This window comes from Streptomyces sp. NBC_00212 (assembly GCF_045206365.1).
In the GTDB taxonomy this organism is placed as follows: Bacteria; Actinomycetota; Actinomycetes; order Streptomycetales; family Streptomycetaceae; genus Streptomyces.
In genome coordinates this window covers 7554961-7576497 of the sequence record NZ_CP108115.1, presented here as the reverse complement: position 1 = coordinate 7576497, position 21537 = coordinate 7554961, and the positions used below count along the sequence as shown (strand labels likewise).

The following is a 21537-nucleotide window of genomic DNA, read 5'->3' as shown; positions in this document are numbered from 1 at the left end:
TATGAAGAACTGTTCAGGTGTTCCTGTATGGTGGATGTGTCGCCGCCTTCCGCCCTGAAGGGTTGCTTTGTCATGCCTTCTGACCTGCTCCAGCGGCCCGGACGGGCAGCTCCGGCCCTTTCGGGTACGGCGCCGAAGCGCCGTACCCGGGTGTTCGCCCTGGCGGAGGCGCGCTCGGCTGCCGCGGCGCTGGTGCTGTTCCTGATCGCGCTGCCGCTCCAGCCGACCGGCGCGCCCGCCTGGGCATGGGGCCCGCTATATGCCGCCACCTACGTCACCGGCGGGTGGGAACCGGCCTGGGCGGGGCTGATGGCGCTGCGGGAGAAGACCCTGGATGTGGACCTGCTGATGATCGTGGCCGCGATCGGCGCGGCCACGATCGGTCAGGTGATGGACGGTGCGCTGCTCATCGTCATCTTTGCCACCTCCGGCGCTCTGGAGGCCCTGGCCACCGCGCGTACCCAGGACGCGGTGCGGGGTCTGCTCGACCTCGCACCGACCGTCGCCACCCGCCTGGCCGACGACGGGAGCGAGGCGACGGTCCCGACCGAGAACCTGGTGGTCGGGGACACGATCCTGGTCCGCCCCGGTGAGCGGGTCGGCGCGGACGGTCGCGTCCTCGCCGGGGCCAGCGAGGTGGACCAGGCCACCATCACCGGCGAGCCGCTGCCGGCCGCGAAGGAGACCGGGGACGAGGTCTTCGCCGGCACGCTCAACGGCACCGGCGCCCTGCGGGTAAGGGTCGAGCGGGACGCCTCGGACTCGGTGATCGCCCGGATCGCGGACATGGTCGAGGAGGCTTCCGAGACCAAGGCGCCCACCCAGCTGTTCATCGAGAAGGTGGAGCAGCGCTACAGCCTGGGCATGGTCTTCGCGACCCTGGCCGTCTTCCTGATCCCCCTCGCGTTCGGCGCGGACCTCACCGCCTCGCTGCTGCGGGCGATGACCTTCATGATCGTGGCTTCGCCGTGCGCGGTGGTCCTGGCGACGATGCCGCCGCTGCTGTCGGCGATCGCCAACGCCGGACGTCACGGCGTGCTGGTGAAGTCCGCCGTGGTGATGGAGCGTCTCGGGCAGGTCGATGCGGTCGCACTCGACAAGACCGGCACTCTGACCGAGGGCACCCCCCGCGTCACCGACATCCGCCCCCTGTTCGGCCCCGGGCTGACCGAGGACGCCGTGCTGGCGCTGGCGGCCGCCGCCGAGCACCCCAGCGAACACCCCTTGGCCCGCGCCGTCGTCGATGGCGCCCGCACCCGCGGCCTGGCCATCGCCGACCTGCGCGACTTCACCTCCACTCCCGGCGTCGGGGTCACCGCCCTCGTCGGTGGTCACTTGGTCGCGGTCGGCTCACCCGCCCGCCTCCTCGACGGCACCGGCGCGGCCTGCGCCGCCGAGGTCGCGGCCGACCTGGAGGACGGTGGCCGCACGGCCGTCCTGGTCCTGCGCGACGGCGTCCCGGTCGGAGTGCTGGGCATCGCCGACCGGCTGCGTCCAGATGCCACCGCGACCGTCGCCGCCCTGACCACGCTGACCGGCAGCACCCCGATACTGGTGACGGGTGACAACCCGCGCGCCGCCGCCCGCCTGGCCGCCGAGGCCGGCATCACCGGCGACGAGGTCCATGCCGGTCTCCTGCCCGAGGACAAGGTCGAAGCCGTACGCCGTCTGGAGGCCCGAGGCCGCAAGGTGCTGGTCATCGGTGACGGCGTCAACGACGCCCCGGCACTGGCCGCCGCCCACATCGGCATCGCCATGGGCCGCGCTGGCTCCGACCTCGCCCTGGAGACCGCCGACGCGGTCATCGTCCGCGACGAACTCGCCACCGTCCCCAGGGTCGTTGCCCTGGCCCGTGCGGCCCGGCGCCTGGTGGTCCAGAACCTGGTCATCGCCAGTGCGTTCATCACCGGCCTGGTCATCTGGGACCTCGTCGCCACTTTGCCGCTGCCGCTCGGTGTCCTTGGTCATGAGGGCTCCACCGTCATCGTCGGCCTCAACGGCCTGCGCCTGCTGCGCGATGCGGCCTGGAGGCGCGCCGACACCGACGGTGCCCAGTGAGCAAGCGCACCCGACGGGCTGCTTCCACCGCGCAGGCAGGCACAGCCCGGCCCACCGTCGCCGTCTGCCGGAGCTGCCGCTGCGGCAACCCGGCCAAAGTCCCTCACCTGGGCCACGAAGCCCAACTCGCCGATCTGTACACCACTTTGGGCGTCTCGCTATGTCCGCCGCCCCGATTGCCCGGACGCCTGTGAGCGCGCCAACGTCATCGTCATCCAGCCCTCCGCCGAAGGCCGCAAGGGAGGCGGCCGCCCCGGCTGGCGCAGCCGGATGAACAACCCCGACGCCGCCGACATCACCACCTGGACCTCAACCGGCGCACCAGCCCAAATCCGGTCGCTGGACTGCCGAACGCGCGCCAGGGCCACCACCACATGGATCTTGCGCGTGCGTGGCTGTTGGGACGGCAACCGGGACAAGGCCCTTGGGGAGCTGGAACAGGCGGAGCGGCATGACCATCGGGCCCAGCAAGCCGCCATACCTCTGCGTGCGCCACGAGGACGGCAGCGTCAAGGAAATCCCTCTAATCCTGGGCCGATCACGGAACTGGCCACCGCCCCCGCACCCGATACCGCTCTCGGTTCCGGACCACGCCCCTCCGGGGCCGGAGCCGCTGGTCCACCGCGCGGGCCTCGACGGGGCCGGCTCGCAGGCGCGCATGGCGGAGAGTGAGCTCATCGTCGACCGGGCTGACGGTTGCCCGCGGCATGGGAGGGACAGCCCGCGCGCAGGTACGGCGGTGCAGCGGACTCGGTCGCCTACGCAGGAGAGACGGATCCGCTTCTCGGTGTCGTGCAGCGATTCGCGCGCGTGTGGGCACGGCCCGACGGGTCGATCCACTGCGTTGAGGCCGAGTACACCAAGGGCCGGCCTGGCGATACCGAGGGCGCGGGCAGAACCGCAGGGGCAAGCCGCAGTCAAGAAACGGTAATGGTTTTCATTAAGCGTGATCCAGTCATGGTGGTGACAATCGTTTCCATCTAGCGTGGAGATGTCCCGCTCCGTCGGACCCTGCCCGTCTGCAGGGTCCGGCCGCCCGCCGAGGAGATCCCTGCCATGCGTACCGACATATCCGGCCGTGCCCGCGCCCATACCGGAACTGCCGCCGGAAGCCTGGTGGTTGTCACGGCACTCGCCGCCCTCAGTGCCTGCTCCACCTCCTCCGGCTCCGGTTCTGGCTCGGACAATGCCGCGGCGTCGGGCAGTGCTGACAGCGGCAAGGGCGGGTCGGGCAAGGTGCTCCACGTGGTGGCGGCGGAGAACTTCTGGGGCAGCGTCGCCCAGCAGCTCGGCGGCAGCCATGCGGACGTGAAGAGCATCATCAGCAATCCCGACGCCGATCCGCACGACTACGAGCCGACCGCCGCCGACGGGCGTACCGTCGCCTCCGCCCAGTACACGATCGTCAACGGCATCGGCTACGACGCCTGGGCCGACAAGCTCCTCTCCGCGAACCCCGGCAGCGGCCGCACCGACCTGAAAGTCGGCGACCTGGTCGGGCTCAAGCCCGGCGGCAATCCGCACCGCTGGTACTCGCCGGACGACGTCCACAAAGTGATCGAGAGGATCACCGGTGACTACAAGAAGCTCGACCCGGCCGACGCCGCCTACTTCGACGCGCAGAAGAAGACCTACGAGACGCAGACCCTCGCCCCGTACAACAAGCTCGTCGCCGACATCAAGGCCAAGTACGCGGGCACCCCGATCGGCGCCTCCGAGTCCATCGTCACGCCCCTCGCCGACGGGCTCGGTCTCAAGATGCTCACCCCGGAGTCCTTCCTCGACGCGATCAGTGAGGGGACCGACCCGACCGCCAAGGACAAGTCGGCGATCGACGCGCAGATCCAGAACAAGCAGATCAAGGTCTACGTCTACAACAGCCAGAACTCCACCCCGGATGTCGCGGCCCAGGTCAAGGCGGCCAAGGCGGCGGGCATCGCGGTCGCCACGGTGACCGAGACGCTCACCCCGGCCGGGGCCTCCTTCCAGGACTGGCAGGTGCGCCAGCTGACGGACATCGAGAAGGCGCTGGCGCAGGCCACGGGGAAGCGGTGACCGCCGTGGACCCCGCCGGGCGGGTGAGTGACGTGGTGAGGCAGCGGGTTCCGGCGCAGGGCCGGTCCGGCGATGCAGCCCCGGCGGTCGTGTCGCTGCGCGGGGCAGGGGTGCGCATCGGCGGGCGTGCGCTGTGGTCCGGAGTCGATCTCGACGTCGGAGCCGGGGAGTTCACCGCCGTGCTCGGCCCGAATGGCGTGGGTAAGTCGACGCTGGTGAAGGTGCTGCTCGGCCTCCTGCCGGCTGCCACCGGGGAGGTGCGGGTACTGGGCGAGGCTCCGGGCCGAGCCAGTCACCGCGTCGGCTATCTTCCGCAGCGCCGGAGCTTCGATGCCAGCCTGCGCATCCGCGGCGTCGACATCGTGCGGCTCGGTCTCGACGGCGACCGGTGGGGCGTGCCCCTGCCGGCCCGGTTGTCCGCAAGGCGGCGTGTTGAGCGCGAACGCGTCGCCGAGGTCGTCGACCTGGTCGGTGCGACCGGATACGCGCATCGCCCCATAGGTGAGTGCTCGGGCGGCGAGCAGCAGCGGTTGCTGATCGCTCAAGCCCTCGTCCGCAGGCCCCAGTTGCTGCTCCTGGACGAGCCGCTCGACAGCCTCGACCTGTCCCACCAGGGAGCGGTCGCGGCTCTGATCGGGCGGATCTGCCGCGAGGAGCGGGTGAGCGTGGTGATGGTCGCCCACGATGTGAACCCGATACTGCCGTGGCTGGATCGGGTCGTGTACATCGCGGAGGGCGGCGCGGTCACGGGCCGCCCCCAGGACGTGATCACGACGGAGACCCTGACGCGGCTGTACGGGGTGCCCGTCGAGGTACTGCGGACCAGTGATGGGCGTCTGGTGGTCGTCGGTCAGCCGGAGGCGCCGGCCGTTCACACCGATCGGCACGCACCATGAACTGGGCTGACGCGAACGCCGGTTGGTCGTGGAACCCGCTTACCGACCTCCAGCAGATCTGGGCGTTCCCCTTCATGGTCAACGCCTTCCGGGCCGGAACCGTCGTCGCCGTCCTGGCCGCCGTCATCGGCTGGTACATGGTGCTGCGCAAGCAGAGCTTCGCCGGGCACACCCTGGCCGTGGTCAGCTTCCCCGGCGCGGCCTGCGCCACCCTGCTCGGCATCAGCGCCGGATTCGGCTACTTCGCCTTCTGCATCGGCGGCGCCCTCGCGATAGCCGCCATCGCACGGGCCGGACAAGGCGGGCGCGGCCAGGAATCCGCGCTCACCGGAGCCGTGCAGGCGTTCCTGCTGGCCTGCGGCTTCCTCTTCGTCTCCCTCTACAAGGGGTTCCTGGGCGGCGTGAACTCCCTGCTGTTCGGAAGCTTCCTGGGGATCACGACCACCCAGGTGACCGTCCTGGCCGTGGTGGGCGCACTCGCCCTCGGCGTGCTGGCATGCATCGGGCGGCCGCTGCTGTTCGCCTCCGTCGACCCGGACGTGGCCGCCGCGCGCGGGGTACCCGTGCGGGCTTTGGCCGTGGCCTTCCTGGTGCTCCTTGGGGCCGCGACCGCCGAGGCCGGCCAGATCACCGGCACCCTGCTGGTGTTCGCCCTGCTCGTCATGCCCGCCGCAACCGCACAGCAGATCACCGCCCGGCCCGCCGTGAGCCTGCTCGCCTCGGTGGCGATCGCTGTCGCGGTGACCTGGAGCGGTCTCATCACCGCGTACTACTCCCCGTATCCGATCGGGTTCTACGTGACGACCTTCGCCTTCGCCGTCTACCTTGCCGCCCGCCTGGGCCGCCTGCTCGCCGCTGGACGCCGCCGACCGCTGCCGGGAGGTGCGGCATGAGCGCCTTCTCCCACCCCTACTTCCTCCACGCGCTGCTCGCGGGTACGGCGATCGCGCCGGCGGCCGGGCTCGTCGGCTACTTCCTGGTGCTGCGCGCCCAGGTGTTCACTGGCGACGCGCTCAGCCACGTCGCCTTCACCGGGGCGCTCGCGGCGCTCGCGTTCGGCTACGACCTGCGGCTCGGCCTGTTCGCGGCCACCGTGCTCCTGGCGGTGGTGATCGGGGCGCTCGGCAAGCGCGGCCGGGCGGACGACGTGGCCATCGGCAACGTCTTCTCGTGGATCCTGGGGCTCGGCGCCTTCTTCCTCACCCTGTATACGACGTCGCGCGGCGCCGCCAACGGGACGGCGGGCGTCACCGTCCTGTTCGGCTCGATCTTCGGCCTGTCGGCCCAGCAAGCCTGGCTGGCGACGGCCGTCGCGGCTGGAATCTGCCTGGCGATGCTGGCTGTGGCCCGGCCCCTGCTGTTCGCCTCGATCGACGAGGCGGTGGCCGCTGCCCGCCGCGTTCCCGTACGCACCCTGGGCATCGTCTTCCTCACCCTGACCGGCGCCACCGCCGCCGAAGCAACGCAAGCCGTCGGCTCACTGCTGTTGCTCGGTCTGCTCGCCGCACCGGCGGGCACCGCCCAGCGCCTCACCGACCGGCCCTATCGCGCGCTCGCCCTGTCGGCGGGCCTCGCGGTGGCCGACATGTGGGCCGGGCTCGCCCTCAGCTACGCCGTTCCCCAACTCCCGCCCAGCTTCACCATCATGGCCGTGGCCACCGCCGTCTACGCGGTCGCGCTCGCCGTGGTACGTCCCCGCACCCGGCTCCGTACGAGGCTGGTGGCAGCGGCATGATGACCACTCCGCCCGACGACGCGGACCTGCTCGGCCGCAGAACCGCCCAACGCGCCACCGTACTCCGGGCGTTGACCGAAGCACACGGATTCGTCAGCGCCCGGACGCTGCACGCCTCCCTCAGGGCATCGGGTTCGCACATCGGCCTGAGCACCGTCTACCGCACCCTGGGCGCCCTCGCGGCTGCCGACCGCGCCGACGTCGTACGTACGAGAGTGGGCGAGCGGCTCTTCCGGCACCGGCCCGCCGCCGAACACCGGCACTATCTGCTGTGCCGAACCTGCGGCCTGGGCATGCCCATCGATGCCGAGGACGTCGAGTCCTGGGCCGAACGCATCACGGCCGCCTCGGGGTTCTCCGAGGTCGAGCACACCGTGGAACTCACCGGCGTCTGCCCGGACTGCCGCGCCGGATAGCCGCCGACGAGCCAGTCCGCTGAGCGACTCCACTCCGGCCCCCCATCCATCACACTCCTTAAAGCCGTCCCTGTCCTTGCCATCCAGCCCCTCCCCTACGCGGGGCGCACGGGAACACCGCCAAGGCTCTGGCCGTGCTGGCGGGCATGCACGGAGTGCCGTTCAAGACCGTCACCAACCGGATGCGGATCCCGGAGACCAAGGACCTGTTGCTGTTGCTGGGTGCGGAGGTCGAGGAGCTGCCCGGGCAGACCGAGTGCCTCGATCCGACCAACACCGAGGATCCGCTGACCCTGTTCCACCAGACGCTGATCGGGCCCGGCAGCTCGTACCTCTACACGGATCAGTACTTCAACGCGCTCAACTTCCAGGCGCATCCAGCAGGCACCGGGCCCGAGATCATCAAGGATCTGGACGGCCGTGCCCCGGACTGTTTCATCGCCTGCGTGGGCACCGCCGGCTCGTCCACGGGCGTCGCCACGGTGTTGCGGGAGCACACCCCGGACGTGACGGTGGTGGGGCTCGTGGCACACAAGTCGGACTTCGTACCCGGGATCCGCACCCTTGACGAGGTGCAGGAGGTCGGTCTGTTCGATCCTGCCGTGTACGACACGATCGCCTCCGTCACCTCCGACCAGGCCATCGACGGGATGCTGACGCTGGTCCGCAGGTGCGGTGTGCTGGCCGGCCCGACGGGCGGAGCCGCCTATTTCGGGGCTGTCCGCCATCTGCGCGGAGTCGATGCCGGACTGGCGTTGCGGGATGAGGGCGGTGAACAGGAGCGCAGGAGCGCGGTGTTCATCGTGTGCGACCGGATCGAGGGCTATCTCGGCTATGTGCGCGATCGGCGCCCCGAACTGCTGGGCCGCCCGCCGCAGAAGAACTCCGTCGCCGACCTCTCCGACGCCGAGCTGGCCTCCGCCACCGACATCGCTGTCGAGGACGCCCCGGCGTGGATCGGCCGCGACCGCCCGCTCGTCGTCGACCTGCGCAGCCCCTTCGCCTACGCCGCACTGCACATCGAGGGCTCGCTCAACATCGTCGACGAGCTGTTCGGCGAACTCGTACGGGGCGGCCTGCCGTTCAGCAGGAGCCGGCCCGTGCTGCTGGCCCAGCTCCCGGGGCCCGCGATGCAGAGGCTGGATGCACTGGAACGCCTTGCGCGGCCCCGCCCTGTCGCACGCACCCAGGGGAACGCGTAGGCAGCCGCGGCGAGCCCGAGGGTGCCGGCGGTGAGTCCGGCGATGCCGAGAGCGCGGGCGGTGGAGTCGCTCGTGCTGCCGGAAGTCGTGGCGGGTGCCTTGGCTGCTGGGCTGGAGCTTCGAGTGTCGGGGGCGGTGAGGTGAGGTGCCGAGGTCGCGCGCTGGGGCTCGGGGCCGTCCGGGACCGCTCGTGTCGATCCGAGCGAACGACGTCGCCGGTGGAGTGGGCCTGCAGCGCCTTGAACATCAACTCGCCGGTTTCGCCCTGGAGTTGCGCGAAGTCGAGAGTGAAGTCCTGATAGTGGCCCAGTGTGATGGTTCCGCTGACCCCAAGTGGCCTGGGTTGCCGCCTCGGTGATGTCGCCATCGTCCGTGTGGATCGGCTTGGCGAGCTTGGTTGTCTGTGCTCGGTCCAGTTAGAGGAAGTAGCACTTGATCTGGCTCAAGTCGACACCGTGCGCGGACCGATGGAATCCCGCCACGGGAGCAACCGCTTGCCGCCACCCATGCGCCGGTAGAGATTTCGGCCCGGCACGGTCAAGGCGGCGCAGGTGTCCGTCAAGAGACGGGCAAGCTGCAGTCCATTGATTGACCGTGGCGCGACAACTCTGCTTGGCTTCCGCGCAGCGACCGGCGCATCACCCTCAGCACACGGCAGTACGCAACACAGCCAACACCCGTGTCATCACAACGCGGTTGGTTCCACCTTCCCGCCGGAGCAGGTCGGAAGGACCCGCACGGAGTTACCACACCAGCCCCTGGCGCCTCAGCGGCCAGGGTGCTCCGGTGCGTCCGTTCCGCGGGCATCCCCTCTTCCGTACCACCGCCCAACTCCGGTGTACCGCAACACCATTGAGTCACCGAGCCACCGATGTGCCCCTCGCTGCCCGCTTTCAGACCGCAGACCGTAGTGCCGACCGGCGCCAAGCGATCTGCACGAGAGAGGAATCCCCCTACACATGGGTACCCCCTACATACGTGGCACGGCACGAAGAGCCCTGACCGGCCTCGCGTCGCTGTCCCTCGTCACCGGCGCCGTGATCGCCGTTGCCGCACCCCAGGCGACGGCCGCCCCGGCCGCGGAGTCGGCCCAGAGCCACTCCGTCAAGAACCCGTACAGCCCGGCCTACCAGCACAATTACCGGCACGGCGTTGTGCCGACCGCGCAGCAGAACGCCAAGATGAAGGCGTGGGACGCCAAGCACGCCGCGCCGAACGTGGCGACCGGCCCCGAGACGCTGTCCTACGGCGGCGGGATCGACGGCATCGGCGTCCAGAGCGGCCACTCCAAGGTCTACCTGGTGTTCTACGGAACCCAGTGGGGCACGCAGAGCACGGACAGCAACGGGAACGCCAAGTTCTCGGGCGACTCGGCCGGCGCTGCAGGCGCGACCCAGCAGATGTTCAAGGGCATCGGCACGGGCAACGAGCTGTGGTCCGCCGACCTGACCCAGTGGTGCGACGGCCCCAACGTGGCGTCGGGCGCGACCAGTTGCCCCTCGAATGCCAACTTCGTCCCGTATCAGAGCGGCGGCGTGCTGTCCGGCGTGTGGTACGACAACGCGGCCGCCTCACCCAGCGCAGCCTCCGGCCACCAGCTCGGCCAGGAGGCCGTCAACGCCGCCGCCCACTTCGGCAACACCACGGCCGCCTCGAACCGCGACGCCTACTACGTGATCCTGTCGCCGCACGGCACCAACCCGGACAGCTACCAGGGCCAGTACTGCGCCTGGCACGACTACAACGGCGACAGCACCCTGACCGGCGGCGCGGTCAACTCGCCCTACGGCGACGTGGCGTTCAGCAACCAGCCGTACAACATCGACTCGGGCTCCGGCTGTGGCGTCGGCTTCGTCAACTCGCCTGGAACGCTTGACGGTTACACCATGACGCTCGGCCATGAGTGGCACGAGATGATGTCGGACCAGAATCCGGCGGGCGGCTGGACCAACCACACCGGCAGCTCCTACGACGGCCAGGAGAACTCCGACGAGTGCGCTTGGCTCAACCCCGGCACCACCGGCGGCGCGGCCAACGTGACCATGGGCACCGGCACCTTCGCCGAGCAGGCCAGCTGGTCCAACGACACCAATGCCTGCGCCATCTCGCACCCGATCGTCGGCGGCGGATCGACCGGCAACACCGTGACGGTCACCAACCCGGGCAACCAGACCAGCACCGTCAACACCGCCGTCTCGTTGCAGGTCAGCGCCTCGGACTCGGCGAGTGGACAGACCTTCACCTACTCGGCCACCGGTCTCCCGGCAGGCCTGTCGATCAACTCCTCCACCGGACTGATCAGCGGCACGGTCACCACCGTCGGCACCTCGACGGTGAGCGTGACGGCCAAGGACTCCACGGGCGCCTCCGGCAGCACGTCGTTCGGCTGGACCGTCTCCGCCGCCGGCGGAGGGGGCGTCACCAATGGCGGCTTCGAAGCCGACAGCCTGTCCGGCTGGACCGCGAGCGGCAGCACCTCGGCCACCAGCGCAGCGGCGCACAGCGGCAGCTACGGCGCGATGCTCGGCTCGGCCAACCCGACCAACACGTCCTCGGTCGCCCAGACCTTCACGGCGCCGAGCGGCAGCTCCAAGGTCTCCTTCTCCTACAACGTCACCTGCAACGACACCGTGACGTACGACTGGGCGACGGCCACCCTCAAGGACAACACCACGGGCACGACGACCACCGTCCTCGCCAAGACCTGCACCCTGAACGCGGGCTGGAAGTCGGCCTCCGGATCCCTGACCGCAGGCCACAGCTACACGCTCACCCTCACCAGCAAGGACGACAACTACCCTGGTGACGCGACCTACACCTACTACGACGACGTGACCGTCTCCTGACGGGTCGCCGTTGCGGGGGCGGACCGGACGGTCCGCCCCCGCGTTCTTCGCTTCCGGAGGCTCCGTGGCTCCTCGACGGGTTCGTCTTCTCGCGACAATGCTGGCCGCCGCCCTGGCGGTCGGTGCGGTCAACGGCTGTTCCCGGTCCGGCAGTTCGCACCCTCCCGTGACCTCCGGTACGGGTACCGCCACCATGCCGCCGCAGCAACCCGTCACCCTCGACGAACACGCCGCCGGCAAGGTCGTCAGAGTGCACGTTGGTGCGCCGGTCCTGGTCCGTCTGCACAGTACGTACTGGTCCACACCCGCCAGCTCCGACCCTCAGATACTCGACCCCGTGGGCAAGGGCGGAAGCACCCCCACGGGCACCTGCGGACCAGGGGCCGGCTGCGGTGTCGCGGCCGCCGACTTCACCGCCCGCCGCACCGGCACGGCGCACATCCTCGCGCACCGCAACTCCTGTGGTGAGGCGATGCCCTGCCGTCCGGGACAGGGCAGCTACACCGTCACGCTGGAGATCGGCTGAAGCTCAGAGCCGCGCGCTGTCACGGTAGGGGTTCTTGGGGTGTGCGATGTGCTCGATCCCGGTGGCGTCTAGAGCCGGGGCCTTGGCGGTGGGCCGCCACGTTCCGGTGACGGTGACCCAGCTGTCGGCGGGCGCGGCCGCGATCCCGTGAACCTCGACCTTCAGCACCCGGGCATCCGCCGCACAGCAGCTGACCACGATCCGGCTGAGCTGCCAGGCGGCGGCGTTCCCCGGGGCAACGAAACCGGTGAGACGGACCGTACGGCCCTTCAATGACGCTTTAGCGCAAGCACCCAGGCTGTCTTGGGGCCGGCTGCGGGATGCGAGTGCCCGTGGCCCTCGTCATCCCCCTGGCCCTCCTCGTGCCCGCGCTCCTCCTGCCCGCTGTGCGCTCCCGCGTGCGCAGCGCCGCGACGAGGCTCAGCACGACGAGCCCCCCCCCCGAGGCGATCAGCAGGGGCCGCAGCCCTTCCTTCACGTACCGCAAGTACAGATCGCTCAGCAGGCTGATCCCCAGCAAGGCGCAGCCGATGAGGCCGAGCAACGGCACCGACAGCCACGGCGATCGCCGATCCGCAGGAAATCACCCGCCTGGATATCTGCCGCCGCGACCGCCTCGGCGGCATTCTCCACGAGTACCAACAGCGGCTTGACCTCGATGGATGAGTTTTCGGCAAGAGCAGCGTTGATCCGGCGACACAGGGAAGCTCTTCCCCTGCTGCCCTGAGGATGTCGACGGTAGTGGCAAGCCACCCGACGGTATGGCCGCGCCTCAAGGTGTGGCGCAGCCGAATCCCGCACGTACCTGCATGCCGGTTGGCGGGGAGTAGGCCGTCCCAGGCGACAACGTCACCCCTTGCGAGCAGAGCATCACGTGCGGGGCCACATGCCGCGGTCTGCTCGCCGAGTATGTCAGCGAGGTCATCGCGGGTCATGCCTCGGCCTGGTGACACGAAGGCTTCTGATGGGGCATCTGTGACAAGTAGCCCGCCTCCCAGGTCCTAGCCAGGCTGCTTCGGCCCGATTCTCTGCCAGCCCATCCAGCTCCATCAGTGAGACTATCGAGCCCAGAGGAGCAACCAATGGTGCGGACCAGCCACTGCGACCGGCACGCGTTGCGCCGACGGCAGCACAGTCAGCGCCTCCGGAAATGTCACCAACGACCCCGTCCCGCACCGCATGATCCGCACCAGGCGGGCATCCTGGGCCGTCGACTCCGCGGCGGTGGGCGGGGTCGAGGGGCGTGGAACCGGAACGGGAAGCCCCACCGCCCAGCCGAGGGCGGTGGGGCTGCTTCGATCAGGACAGCGGCGGGTTCTCCTACGGGTTAATGGCGAATTGGTAGATATCGCCCTCTGCGCAAGTGCCGCTCGGGACATTCGTCGACGCACCACCGCTGTAGACGACGTGGACGGTGGCGCGGTTAGCGGCGCAGACCTTGCACCAGCCATCGACCTCGAGCGTCTTACTTCCTGAGCCGTTCCAGACGAAACACTGGCTGCTGGGTCCAGTTCCCAGCGACGCCTGGTAGCCGGCCCTTGTAGGCCGTAGGGGAGCATCCGATGAGCCTCCTGATTCGCTGGACAGTCCCTAGGAGCCCAACCTAGTAACCCCACCCGCCGAATCTAAGAAGCTGTTGTCTTTTCGATCTTGAGAGATGCGTGTCGAAGTCGAAGAGGAGTCCCGATCGGGTGGTCGCGGGGAGTGGGCGCATATGAACAGGGCCTCCTGAACAGCTCGTTGGTGTCGAATCACCGAGCAGCAGGAGGCCCTGGTGCAGCAGTTCTGCGTGCCGATGGCCGGGCAGTCCAGTGCGGTCGCCTGGGAGTGTGACTGTCTGGCTCACCGGTTCGGAAACGCCGCCGACAAGGGGACGCGGCAGCCCTGCTACCCGACGGACATGACGGACGGGGAGTGGGCCGTGGTCCGCCTGTTGCTGCCGGTGCCGGGCTGGATGCGTGGCCGGGGCGGCCGGCCGGAGCGGTGCTGCCACCGGGCCGTGTTCGATGCCATCCGGTAACTCGTGGACGACGGGATCAAGTGGCGGGGTGCGGCACGAGGTCGCACTGATCAAGTGGCAAGACAACAGAAGGGAGTTGATAAGGCCCAGGCCAGTGTCCACGGCCTGTCCCCTGCGTCCACATGCATCGCTGGTAACGGCGGGGTGTGAAGCTGGACGATCACGCTCAAGAGCTTCCTGGCCGTCGGGAGGCAACAAGCAAAGGGGAAGACTGGACGGGCGAGCGAACGCGAAGCTCCGGCTATGCCTCGTGATTGACCAGCTGCGCGATGGTGATGCAAGCGGCGGCTTCAGGACCCGGCGCGGAAGGGCGCCAGGTGACCCTCGTGGACTCGCCGGCGAGGGCAGGACACCACCGGTCCCGGGGTAGAGGAGGCGCCCACCCCAGTCGCATCTTGTCAGTGCGGAACGTGGAAACCCCGTCGGGGTCCGGGATATCCCGGTCGTCCGACCGCAAGGAAGGATCAACTCCCGGGGGGAACAGGATGGCCCGAGAAGCAAATGCCTACAGGCCGAAACATCGAGCAGCTGCGGCCCTCGTTCGAGCGGGAGAGAAGCGCAAGGGGAGTCCCTCCTCAAGTCCACACTGCAGCCCATCGAGTCCGTGAACGACACACTCAGGCGTTGGGCTCTCGGCCCCCAGCTCACCCGTGACCTACCGAGCAGGCTCTCTGGCCTCTCGGCTAGGTAGGCCGCACCAGCCGGGTTTCGTAGGCGAACACCACGGCCTGGACCCGGTCGCGCAGCTCCAGTTTGACCAGGATCCGGTTCAGATGGGTCTTCACCGTCGCCTCGGCCAGGTGCAGCAGGGCGGCGATCTCCGAGTTGGACAGCCCGCGGCCGACCTCCGTGAGCACTTCGCGTTCGCGGGCGGTGAGCCTGGCGAGCCGGTCGTCCTTGCCGGGGTCGGTGGCGGCGGGGAGTTGATGGGCGAAGTTCTCCAGGAGCAGCCGCGTGATGCGGGGCGCGACGACCGCGTCGCCGGCCGCCACACTGCGGATCGCGGCGAGCAGTTCCTGCGGCAGTGCGTTCTTGAGCAGGAAGCCCGAGGCGCCCGCCCGCAGTCCGGCGAAGGCGTACTCGTCGAGGTCGAACGTGGTCAGGATGAGAACCCTCGAATGCGGTGACTCGGCGACGATGCGCTCGGTCGCCTCGATGCCGTCGGTGCCGGGCATTCGCACATCCATCAGTACGACATCGGGCCGCAACTCGTGGGCGAGCCGGACGGCCTCGGCGCCGTCGCCTGCCTCGCCGACGGGTTCCATGTCGGTCTGCGCGTCGAGCACCATGGTGAAGGCCATGCGCAGCAGGGGCTCGTCGTCGACGAGCAGGACACGAATGGGCATGCGGTCACGCTTCGTTCTGGTTGAGGGCGAGTACCGCGCGGACCTGCCAGCCGCCGCCCGGGCGCGGCCCGGCCGTCAGCTCGCCGCCGTAGGCAGCGGCCCGCTCCCGCATTCCGTGCAGCCCGTGACCGGTCGTGGCGGCGGGCAACTCGGTTCCGGGACCGTCATCGGTGACGTCGACGGTGATCTTCTGGTCGGCGCAGCTCACGTACACGGACGCGCTGGTGCCCGGCGGTGTGTGCTTGAGGGTGTTGGTGAGGGCTTCCTGGACCAGGCGGTAGACGGTCAGCTGGGCGGCGGCGGGCGCGCTCGCCGGATCGCCGTCGACCGTCAAGCAGGTCGGCAGCCCCGCGGCACGCACTTGGTCGGCCAGTGGTTCCAACTGCGCGATGGCCGGCATGGGATGGCGCAGGGCGTCCGGCTCGTCGGCGCGCAGTACGCCGAGGAAGCGCCGCATGTCGGTGATCGCCTGGCGTCCGGTGGTGGAGACCTGGCGCATGGCCGTGGTGGCCAGCTCCGGGGTGCGGTCCTGTGCGAAGACCGCGCCGTCGGCGAGTGCCACCATGACCGACAGGTTGTGCGTGACGATGTCGTGCATCTCGCGGGCGATCCGGGAGCGTTCCCCGGCGACGGCGAGCTGTGCCTGCTGGTCCCGCTCGCGCTCCAGGCGCTGGGCGCGCTCTTCGAGCAGGGCCATCGCGGCGCGCCGGCCGCGCATGTTGATGCCGATGACCGAGGCGGCGACGACCATCGCGGAGAGGCCGATGAACGTCTCGGCTCCGCGGTCGTCGGGCGCCCAGCGGATCGCGGCCAGGAGCACCCCGCCTTCGAGCACGCCGATGGAAAGCCAGGTGCGCTGCCTGCCGGCGTACGCGGCGACCGTGTACAGAGCGATGAGCAGCGCGATGTCCGCCGGGAGCCGCAGGTCTGCGAGCCATTGGGCGAACGCGACCGCGGACATCGTCAGGAACACCGCGAACGGTGCCCGCCTGCGCCACACGAGCGGCGCCACCATGGGGGCCGTGAAGCCCACGATGGTCCAAGGGTGGTCGTGCAGCGGCCGGCGTGCCATGCCGGTGAGGGCGAGGAAGACGGCGGCCGCGAACAGCGCGTCGACCGCGCGCGGAGAGAGCCGGGCACGGGCCCGCAGCCGGGCGCGCACCACAAGTGCGCGCCACGGCTCCATCCACCGCCGCGCGGCGGTGGCATACGCGTAAGTCATGACCGTGCCGGGCAGGGTCGCCGGCGAACGGCGTCACCGGCGGGTGAGCCCGCTGCCGGCTTCATCAGGCGTCCCGCCGCTTGAGCGCCACTCCCGCTCCGGCCAGCGCGATCAGCGCGTACAGGCAGAAGAATGCGAACCCGGTCCATGGGGCCAGCGTATGCGGCTCCTGGTGGATGTGGAGCAGCCCCTGTCCTGCCGTGCTCGGCAGGTACGGGTTGATGTTCTGGAACCACGACGACGGCAGGGCCTCCGCGAGTACCGGCAGGACGAGCAGCACGCCGAAGACGGTGGCGATACCGCCTGCCGTGTTACGGATCAGCGCCCCGAAGGCCACGCCGAGCAGGCCCACGACCGTCAAGTAGAGCCCGGCCCCGAGGACCGCCCGCACCACGCCGGGTGCGCTCAGCGAAGTTCCCAGATGGTGGCCGGACATGGCGGCCTGGCCGATGAGGAACGCCACGAGCGAGGCGACCGTCGTCAGGACCCATGCCACCACGCCGTACACCAGCGCCTTGGCCCACAGGACGGGCAGACGGCGGGGCACCGCGGACAGCGAGGCGCGGATCATGCCGGTCGCGTACTCGCCGCTGACGACGAGGACGCCGAGGACGCCGACGGCGAGCTGAGCCAGGTAGAAGCCGCGAAGGCTGACCAGGGTCGGGTCGAAGTGGGCCTTCTCGTCGGCGGGCAGGTGAGCCCAGCGGTCGGCCGTGAAGTAGCTGAACAGCAGGCCCAGGCCGATCATCGCGAGGACGGCGGCGAGCAGCGTGAAGAGGGTGGAGCGCAGCGAACGCAGCTTGATCCACTCGGAGTGGATCACCCGGACCTGGGTCACCTCGCCGCGGGCCGCGGCGGGGATGATGGATGCCGTCGTCATGCCGCACTTCCTTCACTGCCCGCGGCGACCAGGTCGGGCGCCGGTGCCTGGAACTCCACGGCGTCCCTGGTCAGTTCCATGAACGCCTCTTCGAGGGAGGCCTGCTGCGGGGTGAGCTCGGCAAGGGCGATGGCGTGGTCGGCCGCGATGCGTCCGATCCGGTCGCTGCTGAGGCCGGTCACTTCGAGGACCCCCGGCTCCTGCGAGCCGATCGTGACGCCCGGACCCGCGAGGAGTTCGCGGAGCTTCTCCGATTCAGCGGTCCGGACCCGCACCACATCGCCGGCGGCCTGTGCCGTGAACTCCGCCACGGAGGTGTCGGCGATCAGCCGGCCGCGTCCGATCACGATCAAGTGCTCGGCGGTGAGCGCCATTTCGGACATCAGGTGCGAGGACACCAGGACCGTACGCCCTTCGGCGGCCAGGCCCTTGAGAAGGTTGCGTATCCACAGGATGCCCTCGGGGTCGAGGCCGTTGACCGGTTCGTCGAGGATCACCGTCGCCGGGTCGCCGAGGAGTGCGCTGGCGATGCCGAGCCGCTGGCCCATGCCGAGCGAGAAGCCGCCCACGCGCTTCTTGGCCACCTCGCGCAGGCCGACCAGGTCGATGACCTCATTCACTCGGGCCGCCGAGATACCGGTGGTGGCGGCGAGGGCCAAGAGGTGGTTGTAGGCGCTGCGACCGGTGTGGATGGCCCGTGCCTCCAGCATCGCGCCGACCTCGTGCAGCGGCGCCCGGTGCTCGGCGTAACTCCTGCCGTTCACGACCGCACGTCCCGAGGTGGGGGCGTCGAGCCCGAGGAGCATCCGCATCGTGGTGGATTTCCCCGCACCGTTCGGCCCCAGAAATCCGGTGACGATGCCGGGTCGCACCGTGAAGCTGAGGTCCGAGACGGCGGTGCGCTCGCCGTAGCGTTTGGTGAGGGAATGGGCTTCGATCATGAAAGGGTCCTTGCAGGAAAGGGCATCGGGAGTCCGAAACAGACGCTGCCCACGCTAGGCCGGGCTCCCCGCCGCCACGACGGCCCACGGACCGACATCACGACACCCTGTGTGCACCCCGGGATTGAACGCGCCTACACCCGCTGATGTACGCGCCCGGCCCCTACGCAGGCATTGCGGCGATTGGGGCCGCCTCCCCGGCGGTTTCGTCGGCGAGGGCTTGTTCCGCACACGGGCAAGTCGCCGGCTATTCAGGCTTGCCGCGCGCGCCGGTCCCAGCGCGACGCATCCGTCCTGTCGGGGTTGGACGGATGCGTCGATCAGCGCTTGACGGCTGCGGTCAGCGGGTCGTTTCCCGGCTCTGATCGGCCACGGTGTTGCTGGTGACCGTGCCGTCGGCGCCGGCCAGCGTCACTGCGTGCCGGACGCCGTCGGGGCCGAGCACCACGGCCTGCCAGGCGCTGCCGCCACCCTGCTGGGCGACCACTCGCAGCGATTCGACCTTGCCACCGGAAACGGCAGCGGCCGCCTTGTCCACGGCCTGCGCGGCGGGCAGCGCGGGTAGCGGCGCCGGGGCCTGGGCGAGTCCGTGCGCGGCGGAATCCCATTGGCCCGGCCCGGCCTCCCGCGCCTTCTTGCCCCCGTCCCGGCCTTCCTTCTCCGACCCACCGCGGTCGCCTCGGCCGTCGGCCGCGAACCGGCCGCCGCCGCGCTCCTCGTGGTGGTGCTCCGCCACCGCCGCGGCCGCAGCACCGCCGCCGATCAGCACCACAAGACCGAGCGCCACCCATCGCGTACGGCCCTGACGGGTCAGCCTGGCGAACCGGCCGCGGCGCCCCGCCGCCTTGCCGGTCTGCCCTGCAGCCTCCTCGCCCGGACCCACGGGGTGCTCGGGAGGCTGGGGAATGGACTGTGTCATCTGGCTGCTCCTCGCGTTCCACCGGGCACGCGCCCGGCTCGGGCAGAGCATGCGGGAAACATGCTGAAGGTTTGCTGAAGCCACCTGAAGAACCCTTCAGCAATCTGGTGAGGCGACCTGAGAACCTTGGCCCATGCGCGTACTGGTGGTGGAGGACGAACGGCGGCTGGCCGCGGCCCTGCAACGAGGGCTCCAGGCCGAGGGCTTCTCGGTGGACGTCGCCCACGACGGCCCGCAGGGCCTGTGGCTGGCGGGCGAGCACGACTACGACGCCATCGTGCTCGACATCATGCTGCCCGGCGTCAACGGCTACCGGGTCTGCGCCAGGCTGCGCGCTGCGGGCTGCGAGTCGGGCATCCTGATGCTCACCGCGAAGGACGGCGAGTACGACGAGGCAGAGGCCCTTGACACGGGCGCCGACGACTTCCTCTCCAAGCCGTTCTCGTACGTCGTCCTGGTGGCCCGGCTGCGCGCGCTCATCCGGCGCACAGGGCGGCGCAGCCCGCAGATCATGGAGTTCGGTGACCTGGTGATCGACCCGGCCAGGCAGCGTTGCACGCGGGGCGGGGTCGAGGCCCGGCTGACCTCGCGCGAGTTCGCGGTGCTCGTGCATCTGGCCCGCCGCGCCGGTGAGGTCGTGCCCAAGCGGGAGATCCTGGAGCAGGTGTGGGACGCCGCCTACGAGGGCGACCTGAACGTCGTCGAGGTCCACGTCAGCGCGCTGCGCCGCAAGATCGACGCCCCCTTCGGGCGGGCCGCGGTGGAGACCGTCCGCGGGGCGGGCTACCGGCTGGCGGCCGACGGTGGCTGAGCGGCACGAGCACAGCGATACCGAGCCCGGCACCGTGCCCCGCCGAGCCGTCGCCCGGCTCCGATACCTCGCCCGGCGCCTGCGGCCCCGGTCCGTCAGGGCCCGCGCCACCCTCGGCGCATCCGCCGTGGTCGCGCTGGCGCTCGGCGTCGCCTCCTTCGGGCTGCTCGGGCTGCTGGAGAACAACCTCATGCGCAACGCCCAGACCGACGCCGAACGGCAGGCCGTCCTCACCGCCGGTCTCGCCGCCGAAGGCCGGCTCGACCCCGTGCTGACCCCGGACCGCGGCACCGACTTCCTCCAGGTCGTCGACGCCCACGGCCGAGTGCTCGCGGCCAGCCCCAACCTGGCCGGCCGCCCCGCCCTTTCAACCGCCCGCCCCAGCGCGCCGGGCACCGTACGCGACACCTGGAACGGCAGGCCGGTGCGCGAGGAGCACCGCCAGCGCGTCGTCCAGGTCACCACCGCAACGGGAAGCGGCCTCGTCACCGTGTACGCGGGCACGTCGCTGCGGGAGGCCGACGCGGCCGACGAGTTCATCCGGGCCTCCCTCATCTTCGCGGTGCCGCTGCTCGTTCTGACCGTCGCCCTGGTCACCTGGCGGGTCACGGGCTGGGCGCTGCGCCCCGTGGAGGCGATCCGGGCCGAGGTCGCCGAGATCAGCGACCGCGACCTGCACCGCCGGGTACCCGTGCCGCACAGCCAGGACGAGATCGCCCGGCTCGCGGCCACGATGAACACCACCCTGGACCGCCTCGAAGCGTCCGTGACCCGCCAGCGCCAGTTCATCGCCGACGCCTCGCACGAACTGCGCAGCCCGATCACCGTGCTCCGTACGCAACTTGAGGTGGCTCAGGCCCACCCCGACCCCGACCTGTGGAGCGAACTGCTCAGCGGCGCCCTGGAAGACACCGTCCGGCTCCAGGACCTGGCCTCCGATCTGTTGCTCCTCGCCCGGCTCGACACCGCGCAGGCGCCCCCTTCTGCCGCGGTCGACCTCACGGAAGTCGTCCGGGAGGCGGCCCGTGCGCGCAAGGGGGACCCGGTCCCGGTGGATACCGAGATCGCCCCGGAGATCACCGTGCGCGGGAGCACCCTGTGGCTCGCCCGGCTCGTCACCAATCTGCTGGACAACGCACAACGCCACGCCAACCACCGGATCCTGCTCTCCCTGAGCGTGGACGAAGCCCACAACACAGCGGTGTTGGAGGTCAGCGACGACGGCCCGGGCATCCCGCCCGCCGACCGCGAACGCGTCTTCGAACGCTTCACCCGGCTCGACGACGCCCGCAGTCGTGATCAAGGCGGTTCAGGCCTCGGCCTTGCGATCGCCCGCGACATCGCCACCCACCTGGGCGGCTCACTCACCGTCCAGGACTCGGCGCCGGGCGCCCACCTGGTGGCCCAACTCCCGCTCGACACCGCCTGACTCGCCGTGCGGAGGTGCGCCGGAACGGGGAGTATCACGAAAGTGGCCCTGCCTCACATCCGGTGGTAACAGACTGCATCCGTAAGCCCGGAGAGTGAGGCTGGCTTTCTGACCTGGGGATTCGTGTCCAATGACCTTGGAGTCGAGCTGCCGAGTCCGACGATTGTGCGGCTCACTCCGGCGCTGCGGCCGCGCCCACAGAAGGAGCGCTCCGCCCTCCGGACCTGCGGCTCCA

At 70.1% G+C, this 21537-nt stretch carries 16 protein-coding genes and 3 pseudogenes; 13 read left to right on the top strand and 6 right to left on the bottom strand.

The window, feature by feature from the left end:
* Nucleotides 1–72: 72 nt before the first annotated feature.
* The 10 genes and pseudogenes from OHA17_RS34545 to OHA17_RS34500 all read left to right on the top strand — a co-directional run bounded on the left by OHA17_RS34545 (nt 73) and on the right by OHA17_RS34500 (nt 11734).
* Nucleotides 73–2058: a heavy metal translocating P-type ATPase gene (locus tag OHA17_RS34545; RefSeq protein ID WP_406509751.1), complete on the top strand. Its 1986-nt coding sequence runs from the start codon at nt 73–75 to the stop codon at nt 2056–2058.
* 302 nt (nt 2059–2360) lie between these two features.
* A pseudogene (locus OHA17_RS34540) lies at nt 2361–2508 on the top strand (transcriptional regulator); the annotation flags it as partial.
* A gap of 606 nt (nt 2509–3114) precedes the next feature.
* The gene (locus OHA17_RS34535; RefSeq protein ID WP_406509750.1) at nt 3115–4113 is read left to right on the top strand and encodes a metal ABC transporter solute-binding protein, Zn/Mn family; all 999 of its coding nucleotides are present in this window, start codon (nt 3115–3117) and stop codon (nt 4111–4113) included.
* Nucleotides 4110–5009, top strand: a complete 900-nt coding sequence (locus OHA17_RS34530; RefSeq protein ID WP_406509749.1) for a metal ABC transporter ATP-binding protein — start codon at nt 4110–4112, stop codon at nt 5007–5009. Before OHA17_RS34535 ends, OHA17_RS34530 begins: the two co-directional genes overlap by 4 nt.
* Complete coding sequence (locus OHA17_RS34525) at nt 5006–5902, top strand: metal ABC transporter permease (RefSeq protein WP_406509748.1); 897 nt, start codon at nt 5006–5008, stop codon at nt 5900–5902. Before OHA17_RS34530 ends, OHA17_RS34525 begins: the two co-directional genes overlap by 4 nt.
* Nucleotides 5899–6744 carry a metal ABC transporter permease gene (locus tag OHA17_RS34520; protein WP_406509747.1) on the top strand — a complete coding sequence of 282 codons (846 nt, stop codon included), beginning with the start codon at nt 5899–5901 and terminating at the stop codon, nt 6742–6744. The genes OHA17_RS34525 and OHA17_RS34520 overlap by 4 nt, the downstream gene beginning before the upstream one ends.
* Nucleotides 6741–7160, top strand: a complete 420-nt coding sequence (locus OHA17_RS34515; RefSeq protein WP_406509746.1) for a Fur family transcriptional regulator — start codon at nt 6741–6743, stop codon at nt 7158–7160. Before OHA17_RS34520 ends, OHA17_RS34515 begins: the two co-directional genes overlap by 4 nt.
* Before the next feature lie 110 nt (nt 7161–7270).
* Nucleotides 7271–8362, top strand: a pseudogene (locus tag OHA17_RS34510) (pyridoxal-phosphate dependent enzyme); the annotation flags it as partial.
* A gap of 959 nt (nt 8363–9321) precedes the next feature.
* A complete protein-coding gene (locus OHA17_RS34505) occupies nt 9322–11208 on the top strand; it encodes a putative Ig domain-containing protein (protein WP_406509745.1) in 1887 nt (628 codons plus the stop codon).
* Nucleotides 11209–11374: 166 nt separating this feature from the next.
* Complete coding sequence (locus tag OHA17_RS34500) at nt 11375–11734, top strand: hypothetical protein (protein ID WP_406509743.1); 360 nt, start codon at nt 11375–11377, stop codon at nt 11732–11734.
* A 3-nt stretch (nt 11735–11737) separates the two neighbouring features.
* Here the strand turns inward: OHA17_RS34500 and OHA17_RS34495 are convergent, their stop codons facing one another.
* Nucleotides 11738–12007 (bottom strand): hypothetical protein, encoded by a 270-nt coding sequence (locus OHA17_RS34495; RefSeq protein ID WP_406509742.1) that lies wholly within the window; start codon nt 12005–12007, stop codon nt 11738–11740.
* Between the two features lie 1522 nt (nt 12008–13529).
* Between OHA17_RS34495 and OHA17_RS34490 the strand changes: the two are divergent.
* Nucleotides 13530–13748: pseudogene (locus OHA17_RS34490) on the top strand (transposase); the annotation flags it as partial.
* 689 nt (nt 13749–14437) lie between these two features.
* On the opposite strand, the gene OHA17_RS34485 reads toward OHA17_RS34490, so the two are convergent.
* The 5 genes from OHA17_RS34485 to OHA17_RS34465 form a co-directional block, all read right to left on the bottom strand.
* Nucleotides 14438–15100 (bottom strand): response regulator, encoded by a 663-nt coding sequence (locus tag OHA17_RS34485; RefSeq protein ID WP_398874855.1) that lies wholly within the window; start codon nt 15098–15100, stop codon nt 14438–14440.
* Between the two features lie 4 nt (nt 15101–15104).
* Nucleotides 15105–16322, bottom strand: coding sequence for a sensor histidine kinase (locus OHA17_RS34480; RefSeq protein ID WP_406509741.1), 1218 nt, complete (start codon nt 16320–16322; stop codon nt 15105–15107).
* Between the two features lie 64 nt (nt 16323–16386).
* Entirely contained in the window at nt 16387–17202 is an 816-nt protein-coding gene (locus OHA17_RS34475; RefSeq protein WP_406509740.1) for an ABC transporter permease subunit, read from the bottom strand.
* A complete protein-coding gene (locus OHA17_RS34470; RefSeq protein ID WP_406509739.1) occupies nt 17199–18143 on the bottom strand; it encodes an ABC transporter ATP-binding protein in 945 nt (314 codons plus the stop codon). The genes OHA17_RS34475 and OHA17_RS34470 overlap by 4 nt, the downstream gene beginning before the upstream one ends.
* A 340-nt stretch (nt 18144–18483) precedes the next feature.
* Nucleotides 18484–19062 carry a hypothetical protein gene (locus OHA17_RS34465; RefSeq protein WP_406509738.1) on the bottom strand — a complete coding sequence of 193 codons (579 nt, stop codon included), beginning with the start codon at nt 19060–19062 and terminating at the stop codon, nt 18484–18486.
* 133 nt (nt 19063–19195) lie between these two features.
* Between OHA17_RS34465 and OHA17_RS34460 the strand changes: the two genes are divergently transcribed.
* Both OHA17_RS34460 and OHA17_RS34455 read left to right on the top strand, forming a co-directional pair.
* Nucleotides 19196–19873, top strand: coding sequence for a response regulator transcription factor (locus OHA17_RS34460; RefSeq protein ID WP_053729662.1), 678 nt, complete (start codon nt 19196–19198; stop codon nt 19871–19873).
* Nucleotides 19866–21302 carry a sensor histidine kinase gene (locus OHA17_RS34455; RefSeq protein WP_406509737.1) on the top strand — a complete coding sequence of 479 codons (1437 nt, stop codon included), beginning with the start codon at nt 19866–19868 and terminating at the stop codon, nt 21300–21302. Before OHA17_RS34460 ends, OHA17_RS34455 begins: the two co-directional genes overlap by 8 nt.
* Nucleotides 21303–21537 lie beyond the last annotated feature (235 nt).

What these genes read in the sequence shown, in the direction of transcription:
- OHA17_RS34545 (WP_406509751.1), top strand. Translation starts at nt 73, where the DNA reads ATGCCTTCTGACCTGCTCCAGCGGCCCGGACGGGCAGCTCCGGCCCTT.
- OHA17_RS34535 (WP_406509750.1), top strand. Translation starts at nt 3,115, where the DNA reads ATGCGTACCGACATATCCGGCCGTGCCCGCGCCCATACCGGAACTGCC.
- OHA17_RS34525 (WP_406509748.1), top strand. Translation starts at nt 5,006, where the DNA reads ATGAACTGGGCTGACGCGAACGCCGGTTGGTCGTGGAACCCGCTTACC.
- OHA17_RS34520 (WP_406509747.1), top strand. Translation starts at nt 5,899, where the DNA reads ATGAGCGCCTTCTCCCACCCCTACTTCCTCCACGCGCTGCTCGCGGGT.
- OHA17_RS34515 (WP_406509746.1), top strand. Translation starts at nt 6,741, where the DNA reads ATGATGACCACTCCGCCCGACGACGCGGACCTGCTCGGCCGCAGAACC.
- OHA17_RS34505 (WP_406509745.1), top strand. Translation starts at nt 9,322, where the DNA reads ATGGGTACCCCCTACATACGTGGCACGGCACGAAGAGCCCTGACCGGC.
- OHA17_RS34485 (WP_398874855.1), bottom strand. Translation starts at nt 15,100, where the DNA reads ATGCCCATTCGTGTCCTGCTCGTCGACGACGAGCCCCTGCTGCGCATG.
- OHA17_RS34480 (WP_406509741.1), bottom strand. Translation starts at nt 16,322, where the DNA reads ATGACTTACGCGTATGCCACCGCCGCGCGGCGGTGGATGGAGCCGTGG.
- OHA17_RS34475 (WP_406509740.1), bottom strand. Translation starts at nt 17,202, where the DNA reads ATGACGACGGCATCCATCATCCCCGCCGCGGCCCGCGGCGAGGTGACC.
- OHA17_RS34470 (WP_406509739.1), bottom strand. Translation starts at nt 18,143, where the DNA reads ATGATCGAAGCCCATTCCCTCACCAAACGCTACGGCGAGCGCACCGCC.
- OHA17_RS34465 (WP_406509738.1), bottom strand. Translation starts at nt 19,062, where the DNA reads ATGACACAGTCCATTCCCCAGCCTCCCGAGCACCCCGTGGGTCCGGGC.
- OHA17_RS34460 (WP_053729662.1), top strand. Translation starts at nt 19,196, where the DNA reads ATGCGCGTACTGGTGGTGGAGGACGAACGGCGGCTGGCCGCGGCCCTG.